Origin of the sequence: Variovorax sp. IB41 (genome assembly GCF_016405905.1) — a bacterium.
GTDB lineage: Bacteria > Pseudomonadota > Gammaproteobacteria > Burkholderiales > Burkholderiaceae_C > Variovorax.
The window spans coordinates 112,317-121,217 of the sequence record NZ_JAEFCB010000017.1 but is presented as its reverse complement, the minus strand read 5'-3'; the positions used below and the strand labels follow the sequence as shown (position 1 = coordinate 121,217).

Sequence of the window (8,901 nt, the reverse complement as noted above, 5' to 3'; positions counted from 1 at the left end):
CCTACCCCCTACCGGGGGCAACACCTGAGGCCCGGCAAAGCCGGTTCCTCGGTGTTACTGGGCTCGCCCCCAGGCTTCGCGCACTTCGTGTCGCTTCTCCTACCCCCTACCGGGGGCAACACCTGAGGCCCGGCAAAGCCGGTTCCTCGGTGTTTCACGAACAGGCGGGCACGGCCGCCCCGGGTTTGCGGTCGGGGTCAGTCCAGCTTGATGCCGGCCTGCTTGATGATCGGCCCCCAGCGCTTCGATTCGGCACGCGACAGCGCCGCGAACTGCGCCGGCGTACCGGGCATCGCTTCCATCCCGAAATCGTCGAAGCGCTTCTGCACGGCCGGCGTGCTGAAGGCCTTGTTGAGGTCGCCGTTGAGCTTGCTCACCACCGCGGGCGACAGGCCCGCCGGGCCGAGGATGCCCTGGAACGCGAACACCTCGGTGTTGGGCACGCCCACTTCGGCCAGCGTCGGCACGTTGGGCAGCGGCTTGCTGCGCGCGCCCGAGCCGATGGCCAGCACCCGCACCTTGTTGCTCTGCATGATCGGCAGGCCCGAGGCCAGGTCCAGGAACATGCAGGGCACCTGCCCGCCCATCACGTCGGCCATCGCGGGCGCGGCGCCGCGGTAGGGAATGTGGGTGATGAAGGTGCCGGTGCGCACCTTGAACATCTCCATCGCCAGGTGGTGCGGCGAGCCGTTGCCGGGCGAGGCGTAGTTGACCTTGCCGGGGTTGGCCTTCACATAGGCCAGGAACTCCTTGAAGTTCTTCGCCGGAAAGTCCGGATGCACCACCAGCGCGAGCGGGAACTTGCCGATGGCGCCGATGTAGGTGAAGTCTTTCTCGGGGTTGAACGGCAGCTTGCTGAACAGGTGTTCGTTGAACGCCAGCACGGCGTTGTCGGCCGAAAGGATCGTGTAGCCGTCGGGCTTGGCTTTCGCCACGATGTCCGCGCCGATGTTGGTCGAGGCGCCGGGGCGGTTGTCCACCACGATCTGCTGGCCCAGCGTCTGGCGCATGGCCTCGGCCAGCACGCGCGCGATCACGTCGGTGCCGCCGCCCGCCGGGTACGGCACGACCCACTTGACGAGCTGCGCGGGGTACTCCTGCGCATGGGCGAAGGGCGAGGCGGCCACGGCGGCGCCGGATGCGAGCGTGGCGAGAAGGGTGCGGCGATCCATGGATCAGTCTCCTGGTTGTAATTGGGTTGCGGAAAGCGATGGTACGGGCAGCGCGCGCAGCGCATCGGCGAGCGCCGCGCGGCAGCGCGACTCGTCGCCGACCTGCTCGAACAGCAGCAGCGCCAGGCGTGCGAGGAACAGCGATTCGCGCTCGGCGCCCGCCTCAGTGATGGCGCGCGCGCACTCGGCGTAGAGCCGGTCGCGCGCGTCGGGGTCAAGTGAAGGTGCGGTGCTCATGCGGCGACGGGCTCCAGTGAAACGGCGGCGCGGGCCAGCGCGCCCTGCAGCGCGCCGGAGGGCATGCGGCGCCAGCGCGCGGCCACGTGGCCGTCGGGGCGCAGCAGGTAGACGGCGCCATCGCGCGCGCCGAGGGCTTCGAAGACAGCGGCATTCGCATGCGCGTCGGCGCCGCCGATGCCCAGGGCGGCGACGGTGCGGACGGCGAAGGGCAACGCGCCTTGCTGGGCCTGCGCCACATCGTCTTCGGGCAGCGGCGCTGCATCGGCATTCGGTCGCAGCACCAGCAACGTGAAGACCGGCGCGATCAGGTCGGTGAGATGCCCGTGCGCGAGCTGCTGCTCCGGCATCACCTCGCCCGGCAGCGGACCTGCGGGCAGCGCATCGCCCTCGCTCGACAACGGCGATGCCGCATAGCGCACCGCCTGCGTCTGCCGCGGATTGATCAGTTGCGCGATGCCCCGGTGTTCTTCCGACAGCGACAGCGCCGCCTCCCGCAGCAGGTCGAAGCCGCGCGAAGGCGGCGACATGAATTCCGTGCTGCGCATCGCGTTCTCCGCATTGACGTGGAAGGCCGCGATGCGCTCCTCGGAGTACGAATCCAGCAGCGCCGCATCCGATGCGCCGCGCGCAACCAGCGCCAGCTTCCACGCGAGGTTGTCCGCATCGTCGAAGCCCGAGTTGAGCCCGCGCACGCCGAAGATCGGCATCGCATGCGCCGCGTTGCCCGCGAACACGACGCGGCCGTGGCGATAGCGCTCCAGCGTCATCGCGCCCGCGCGGTACACGGACGTCCACACCGTCTTCCACGGCAGGTGCCCTTCGCCGATCGCATCGAGATGGCGCTGCACGAACTCGGCCACCGCCGCAGGCTGCAGCGCCTCTTCGGTGCTCTGGCCCACGCGCAGCTGGTAGTCGATGCGCCAGATGTCGTCGGGCTGGCGATGCATCAGCACGGTCGAGCCGGGGTTCCACGGCGGGTCGAACCACGCGCGGCGCTCGGTCGGGTGGTCGCTGTGCAGCTCGATGTCGATGATCACGTAGCGGCCTTCGTAGCCCGTGCCTTCGAGCGAGAGCCCGAGCGCCTTGCGCACGAAGCTCTGGCCGCCGTCGCAGGCCGCGAGCCACTGACCCTGCAGGCGATAGCTGCCCTCGGCGTTGCGCGCGTCGAGCGTCACGCCGTCATCGGTTTGCGCGATGCCGGTGAGCTCGGTGCCCCAGCGAATGTCGACGAGCCCCGGCGTCGCCTCGTTGCGGCGGAAGATCTCCTCGAGCAGGTAGTGCTCGGCGTAGTACTGCTCCAGGTTGATCATCGGCGGCAGCTTCTGCTGCGCGTCGTGCGGCATCTCGAAGCGGAACACCTCGGCCGTCTTGTAGAAGCTGCGCCCGCCGGTCCACGGCAGGCCCTTGGCCATGAACGCCTGGCGCACGCCGAGCCGCTCCATGATCTCCAGGCTGCGCCGCGAGATGCAGGCCGCGCGGCTGCCGACGCACACGGTGTCGTCGGCTTCCAGGATCACGCAGCGCACGCCGTGGTTGGCCAGGCCCAGCGCGAGCGCCATGCCGACCGGGCCGCCGCCGGCAATCACGACCGGATGACGGCCGGGCTCGATGCCATCGGCCTCCAGCGGCGGCGTCCAGACCTTGTAGCGCGTGTAGTCGAAGGCGCCGACCGAAGGCGGCAGCTCGGTCGCGCTCAGGGTCGGCGGCACGGGGCCGCTCGCGGCATCGGCGGCGACAGCAACGGTGGGGTTCGTCATGCAACGGGATTGTCCCGATGCGGGGCGGCCGCCAATGTCATAACTTCGTATGAAGTACTTACCCTGTCCCTTGAACGCATGAGACGCTGGCGCATCCACCCCACCGACGCCGCGCTGGCGGCGGCCGTCGTCGGCGACGTGCTCTCCGGCGTGGGCACGCCGCACCTGGCCACGAGCTATCTGAAGGCGATGCAGCGCGTGATGCCGGTCACCTTCTGCACCGTGTTCGCGGTGAGCAGCACGGGCCGCATCGAGGCGGTGTCGGCCGCCAGCAGCTACGGCAGCACGGCCGAGCGCACCACCGAGCGCTATGTGGAGCAACGCTTCGACCTGCTCGACCCCAACATGGCATGGCTCGCCGCGCGCAAGCTGCCGCAGCGCGCGCAACTCTGGCTGGGCCACCAGCGCGCCGAGGAGGTGGCCGATCCGGCCTACCGCGCCGCCTGCTATGGCGACGTCGGCATCCGCGAGCGCGCGTCGGTGCTGTTGCTGCTGCCGACCGGCCAGCGCGTGGCGGTGAGCTTCTATCGCAGCCTTGCGCAGCCGGAGTTCGATGCGAGTGACTTCGCGCGGATCGAGGTGCATGCGACGCTGCTGGCCGACGCCACCGCGGCGCACGGCCGCAGCGCGATGGCCGTGCGGGAGGCCGTCGCGCCCGCCCTCGCCTCGCGGCTGCTCACATTGAGCCTGCGCGAGCGCGAAGTCATCGGTCACCTGATGGCGGGCAAGACCGCGAAGGAAGCGGCGCGCGAGATCGGCGTGGAGCTGACCACCGTGCGCACGCACCAGTACCGGGCCTTCAGGCGGCTGGGCATCCGGTCGCAGAAAGAGCTGCTGCTGCGCGCCACGGCAGACGCGTAGCGCGCTTTTGCGCAGCGGCCTCTCTCTGCTTACTTGGCCGCGTCCAGTCGCTTCTGCATGCGCGCCGAGCGATCGGCCGACGGCGGATGCGAGCTCATGATCGAGCTGCCAGTGGCGCCGCTGCTGAGCTTGGCCAGCTTGTCGAAGGCAGTGACCAGGCCCTTGCGCTCGAGCTTGCGCTCGGTCAGCAGGTCGAACGAATAGTTGTCGGCCGCGCTTTCGTTCGCTTGCGAGAACTGCGCATTGACGAACTTCTCGCCCAGGTCGCCGGCCTGCGACTGCGACAGCTGGGCCGCGACCCCGCCGGCGGCGCCGGCCAGTCCGCGCACGGCCGAGGCGGCGTAGGCGGTCTGCATGCGCGACTTGGAGTGGCCCAGCGCCACGTGGCCGATCTCGTGGCCGATCACGCCGCGCAGTTCGTCGTCGTTCATCAAGTCCATCAGGCCGCTGTAGACGCGGATGCAGCCGTTGGCCATGGCCCAGGCATTCACGTCCTTGGTCATGTAGACCTTGTAGTTGGCGGTCTTGCCGTTGACGGTGGTGGGCATCTGCTTGATGACCTGGTTCAGGCGCGTGGCGTAGCGGCTGCCAGCGGGCGCGATCTGGTTCTTCTGGTCCATGGCGGCGCACGACTGGTCGGACATCGTGCTCACTTCGGCGTCGCTCAGCGACATGGCCTTGAAGGCCGAACCGCCCGCCTGGGTGAGCGCGCCGGTGTCGGCGTTCTTCATGGTTTCGCAACCGGCAAGGGCGAAGGCCGCGACGGCGGCGGCAATAGGCAAATAACGCAAGGAAACTCCCACTTTTTTCTTGGTATGAATGGCGGCCGCGGAGCGCAGCCGCCGGACGCGCTGCCTTGCGCGCGGTGATGACGCGTCAGGGCAGCCGCCGGATCATAGCCATGGTGGACAGCGCAAGCCGGCACGCGCACGCAGCGGCAAGCGGGCGCGTGACGTATTTGCCGCTACGCCCTCAGTCTTCGGCCGCTTCCTCCGCCTGCGGCTTCACCAACGACACCGGCGCCTCCTTGGGCCTTCCGTTCGTCGACACGATCTCCTGGTCGATCGCACCGAACAGCGAGCGCCCGTCCAGCCCCTTCATCTCGATGCGGATCGTGTCGCCGAACTTCATGAACTCGGTGACCGGCGCGCCGGTCTGGATCGTCTCGATGCAGCGCTTCTCGGCGATGCACGAGTAGCCCTTGGGCCAGTCGAGCTGGCCGTCCTTCTTCTCGACGCCCTTGTTGCTTACCGTGCCGCTCCCGACGATGCTGCCGGCGCGCACGTTGCGCGTCTTGGCGATGTGGGCGATGAGCTGGCCGAAGTGGAAGGTCATCTCCGGGCCGGCGTCGCACATGCCGACCTTGCGGCCGTTCCAGCTGCTTTGCAGCGTGAGGTGCACGCGGCCGTCCTGCCAGGCCTCGCCGATCTCGTCGAGCGTCACGGCCACGGGGCTGAAGGCGGTGGCGGGCTTGCTCTGGAAGAAGCCGAAGCCCTTGGCAAGCTCCGCCGGAATCAGGTTGCGCAGGCTCACGTCGTTGGCCAGCATCACGAGGCGGATGCCGTCCAGCGCCTGGTCGGGCGTGGCGCCCATCTTCACGTCGCCGGTGATGACGGCGATCTCGGCCTCGAAGTCGATGCCCATGGCTTCGCTGGGCACGATCACGTCGTCGACCGGGCCGAGGAAGTCGTCGCTGCCGCCCTGGTACATCAGCGGGTCGGTGTAGAAGCTCTCGGGCACCTCGGCGTTGCGGGCCTTGCGCACCAGCTCCACGTGGTTGAGGTACGCCGAGCCGTCGGCCCACTGGTAGGCGCGCGGCAGCGGGGCCATGCACATCGCTGGGTCGAAGGGGAACGAATGGCGCGCGCGGCCGGTGTTGACGGCGTCGTACAGGTCCTGCAGCTGCGGGCTCATGAAGCCCCAGTCGTCCAGCACCTGCTGCAGCCGGCTCGCGATGCCGGTGGCGTAGTGGGCGAGCGTGAGGTCGCGCGAGACGACGACGAGCTGGCCGTCGCGCGAGCCGTCCTTCAGGGTGGCGAGTTTCATGATGCGGTGCGTGATGAAGGACACGGCGCGGACACGAAGGCCGGGCGCCGCTCCCACTAAACTGGTTGAACGGGCGGCAGTGTACCGAGGTGGCCCTTCCGAACCTCCGTGCAAACGCCCACTCCACACCTGATGTCGACGCTCGTCGCTCCCTCTTCGCGGTCTTCGCTGCCTTCACGGTCCACGGGCCTGCCCGGGCGTCCGTCCTGGCGGGCGCTGGTCGGACTGACGCTGGCGGTCGCGCTGGTGCACTTCCTGGTGCTCAGGGTGGCGCCGATGGCGGTCGGGCCGGAGCCCTCGCCGCTGGCGAACAAGTTCATCACCCGCACGATCGTGATCGCGCCGCCCGCGGCGGACAAGCCCGCGGCGCCGGCCCCCGCCGCCGCGCCCGTCGAGGCCAAGCCGGCGGCGCCCGCCAAGCCCCGGCGCCCGCGCGCGCCCACGCCGCCCACGCCGCCCAAGCCGAAGCCCTACCCCGAACCGGATGCATCTGCACAACCCGCTTCGGAAACGCCCGACCTGACGGCGCAGGCTGCTACGGATTCAGGAGCAACACCGCCCGAAGCGCCCGCCAGTGCGCCGGTGTCCGCCGCACCGGCAACCGGCGGCGCGGAAAACGGCACCCCCGGCGGCACGGCGGCGGCCGGCAGCGAAGCCTCCGGCACCATCGCCGGCACCCAGGCGCTGCGGATTCCGGGCTCCGTCACCCTCGATTTCGAAGCCACCGGCCAGACGGGCGCCTCCCCGCAGCGCGGCGTATTCGGCGAACTGGTCTGGCTGCAGGACGGCAGCCGTTACGACGGGCGGCTCACGCTCAAGGCGGTGTTCTTCACGCTGCTGAACTGGCACAGCACCGGCAAGATCGGCCCCTCGGGCCTGGAGCCCGAGCGCTATTCGGAAAGCCGCAAGGCGGAGGTGGCCTCGCATTTCGTGCGCGACCAGGGGCAGGTCATCTTCAGCAACAACGCCCCCAGCGTGCCCCTGCAGCCCGGCGCGCAGGACCGCATGAGCGTGATGATGCAGTTGGGCGGCCTGCTGGCGGCCAGCCCCGACCGCTACCCGGCGGGCACCCGGATCTCGGTCCAGACCGTGGGCGTGCGCGACGGCGACGTCTGGGTCTTCGTGGTCGGCGACGAAGAGAAACTGCAGCTTCCGGCCGGCGAATACACCGCCCGCAAGCTCACCCGCACGCCCCGCAAGGATTTCGACCGGAAACTGGAACTCTGGCTGGCGCCCAAGTACGGCTACCTGCCCGTGCGTATCAAGCAAACCGAGGCAAACGGCGACTTTGCTGACGCCCAATTGCGCAAACCCCTACCCGAAGGACCCGCCAATTGAGGCAAAAAGGCTCACAAGTTAACCCTCCAACGACAACTGTTCTTGAAACTGGCGCGTTGATTGCTATCTAACCCGATATGAACGCCATCGATATCCTCACTGGGCCCGCCATGAACATGCTTTACGACTCGGAGTCTTTCGTCGTCGTGCACGTGCAGCCGAATGACGGCGACGAGCCCGCGAAGCCCAATGTGCCCGTGCTGGAGCGCCACGGATTCGAAATCGTGGACAAGCGCTCGGGCAAGGAGGTGTATCTCGACGGTTCCTGGGCCGAGCTGTTCCAGCAACAGATCGCCGCCTGGCAGCTCAACACCCCCACGCAGGAAGAGGTCGAGGACACCCTGGAGGGCTACGCCGAACTGGCCCACACCCCCGTGCTGGTGCACTGAGAACCCAGCCTGCCGCCGCAAGAAGCGCCCCGCCGGGCGCTTTTTTCATGGGCGGGCGGTTTTCGGCGGCGGACCCGCAGGAAACGGATTGCAAAAAGGGACAGCGAAAAGCGCCAATGGCTGGCACGGCGCGCAAACACCGCCGGCATAGGATGGGCCGATGTCCTTCCAACGCTGGCCCGCGCGGGCGCCCCGCTTCCTGCTCTGCCTGTCGGTCGCCGCCGCCTTGAGCGCCTGTTCCTCCTCTTCATTCTTTTCGTCCATCTTCCCGCCCGGCCCCGATGCGCCCGTCGCCAACCGCGTCTCCGCGCTGCTGCCGGTGGACGCCCTGCTGCTCGGCGAACAGCACGATGCCCCCGAGCACCACGCGATCGAGCGTGAGACCGTCGAGGCGTTGGCCGCGCGGGGTGCGCTGGCCGCGCTGGCGCTCGAGATGGCCGAAGAAGGCCGCAGCACCGCCCACGTCGCCGCCACCGCGACCGAGGCGCAGGTGCAGGCCGCGCTCGGCTGGAACGACAAGGCCTGGCCCTGGGCCAGCTACGGCCCGGCCGTGATGGCCGCCGTGCGCGCCGGCGTGCCGGTGGTGGGCGCCAACCTGCCGCGCGCACGCATGAAGGACGCGATGGCCGACGTCTCGCTCGACGTGCAGCTCAACGGCGAGGCCTACACCGCCCAGCAGGACGCCGTGCGCGAGGGCCACTGCAAGCTGCTGCCCGAGTCGCAGATCATCCCGATGACGCGCATCCAGGTGGGCCGCGACCGCGCGATGGCGCAAGCCATCGTCAAGGCCCGGCAGCCGGGCAAGACGGTGCTCTTGATCGCCGGCGCCGGCCACGCGGTGCGCACGCTGGGCGTGCCGCAGCACCTGCCGGACGACGTGAAGGTCACCTCGGTGCGCCTCCTGGCCTCGGCGACGAACGATGTCGAGGCCGGCGAATTCGACAAGACCTGGCAGACCCCGCCTCTGCCAGAGAAAGACTACTGCGCCGAACTCCGGCGCCCGGCCAAGGCACCGGCCGCCTCCTGAACGAACGCACCATGAAAAAAGCCGCGGGCCCGAAGGCACGCGGCTTTTTTTCCTTTCAGGCGAAGCGCCGG

Annotated in this window: 9 protein-coding genes; 4 read left to right on the top strand and 5 right to left on the bottom strand. The window is 69.1% G+C overall.

Annotated features, from left to right (window positions below; translation table 11 throughout):
- Window positions 1-197 precede the first annotated feature (197 nt).
- From JC881_RS25095 to JC881_RS25085, 3 genes are read right to left on the bottom strand one after another with little or no spacing between them, the layout of a single operon-like run.
- Window positions 198-1,172, bottom strand: coding sequence for a Bug family tripartite tricarboxylate transporter substrate binding protein (locus JC881_RS25095; protein WP_198788428.1), 975 nt, complete (start codon window positions 1,170-1,172; stop codon window positions 198-200).
- A gap of 3 nt (window positions 1,173-1,175) precedes the next feature.
- Window positions 1,176-1,409, bottom strand: a complete 234-nt coding sequence (locus JC881_RS25090; RefSeq protein ID WP_198788427.1) for a hypothetical protein — start codon at window positions 1,407-1,409, stop codon at window positions 1,176-1,178.
- The gene (locus JC881_RS25085) at window positions 1,406-3,169 is read right to left on the bottom strand and encodes an FAD-dependent monooxygenase (protein ID WP_198788426.1); all 1,764 of its coding nucleotides are present in this window, start codon (window positions 3,167-3,169) and stop codon (window positions 1,406-1,408) included. Before JC881_RS25085 ends, JC881_RS25090 begins: the two co-directional genes overlap by 4 nt.
- A 78-nt stretch (window positions 3,170-3,247) precedes the next feature.
- Here JC881_RS25085 and JC881_RS25080 point away from each other — a divergent pair, with 78 nt between their 5' ends.
- Complete coding sequence (locus tag JC881_RS25080; protein WP_198788425.1) at window positions 3,248-4,030, top strand: helix-turn-helix transcriptional regulator; 783 nt, start codon at window positions 3,248-3,250, stop codon at window positions 4,028-4,030.
- A 29-nt stretch (window positions 4,031-4,059) separates the two neighbouring features.
- Here the strand turns inward: JC881_RS25080 and JC881_RS25075 are convergent, their stop codons facing one another.
- Together JC881_RS25075 and JC881_RS25070 are read right to left on the bottom strand one after the other, a co-directional pair.
- Window positions 4,060-4,761, bottom strand: a complete 702-nt coding sequence (locus tag JC881_RS25075) for a M48 family metalloprotease (protein ID WP_233102021.1) — start codon at window positions 4,759-4,761, stop codon at window positions 4,060-4,062.
- Between the two features lie 241 nt (window positions 4,762-5,002).
- Entirely contained in the window at window positions 5,003-6,076 is a 1,074-nt protein-coding gene (locus JC881_RS25070) for a fumarylacetoacetate hydrolase family protein (protein ID WP_198788423.1), read from the bottom strand.
- A 132-nt stretch (window positions 6,077-6,208) separates the two neighbouring features.
- Between JC881_RS25070 and JC881_RS25065 the strand changes: the two genes are divergently transcribed.
- The 3 genes from JC881_RS25065 (at window position 6,209) to JC881_RS25055 (ending at window position 8,830) form a co-directional block, all read left to right on the top strand.
- Entirely contained in the window at window positions 6,209-7,414 is a 1,206-nt protein-coding gene (locus tag JC881_RS25065) for a DUF3108 domain-containing protein (protein ID WP_198788422.1), read from the top strand.
- 110 nt (window positions 7,415-7,524) lie between these two features.
- Complete coding sequence (locus JC881_RS25060; RefSeq protein WP_042577641.1) at window positions 7,525-7,803, top strand: BTH_I0359 family protein; 279 nt, start codon at window positions 7,525-7,527, stop codon at window positions 7,801-7,803.
- A gap of 160 nt (window positions 7,804-7,963) precedes the next feature.
- Window positions 7,964-8,830, top strand: coding sequence for a ChaN family lipoprotein (locus JC881_RS25055; RefSeq protein WP_198788421.1), 867 nt, complete (start codon window positions 7,964-7,966; stop codon window positions 8,828-8,830).
- Window positions 8,831-8,901 lie beyond the last annotated feature (71 nt).

Coding starts and splice junctions, on each gene's coding strand:
- JC881_RS25060 (WP_042577641.1), top strand. CDS start 7,525: ATGAACATGCTTTACGACTCGGAGTCTTTCGTCGTCGTGCACGTGCAG.
- JC881_RS25055 (WP_198788421.1), top strand. CDS start 7,964: ATGTCCTTCCAACGCTGGCCCGCGCGGGCGCCCCGCTTCCTGCTCTGC.
- JC881_RS25075 (WP_233102021.1), bottom strand. CDS start 4,761: ATGAAGAACGCCGACACCGGCGCGCTCACCCAGGCGGGCGGTTCGGCC.
- JC881_RS25095 (WP_198788428.1), bottom strand. CDS start 1,172: ATGGATCGCCGCACCCTTCTCGCCACGCTCGCATCCGGCGCCGCCGTG.
- JC881_RS25090 (WP_198788427.1), bottom strand. CDS start 1,409: ATGAGCACCGCACCTTCACTTGACCCCGACGCGCGCGACCGGCTCTAC.
- JC881_RS25065 (WP_198788422.1), top strand. CDS start 6,209: ATGTCGACGCTCGTCGCTCCCTCTTCGCGGTCTTCGCTGCCTTCACGG.
- JC881_RS25080 (WP_198788425.1), top strand. CDS start 3,248: ATGAGACGCTGGCGCATCCACCCCACCGACGCCGCGCTGGCGGCGGCC.
- JC881_RS25085 (WP_198788426.1), bottom strand. CDS start 3,169: ATGACGAACCCCACCGTTGCTGTCGCCGCCGATGCCGCGAGCGGCCCC.
- JC881_RS25070 (WP_198788423.1), bottom strand. CDS start 6,076: ATGAAACTCGCCACCCTGAAGGACGGCTCGCGCGACGGCCAGCTCGTC.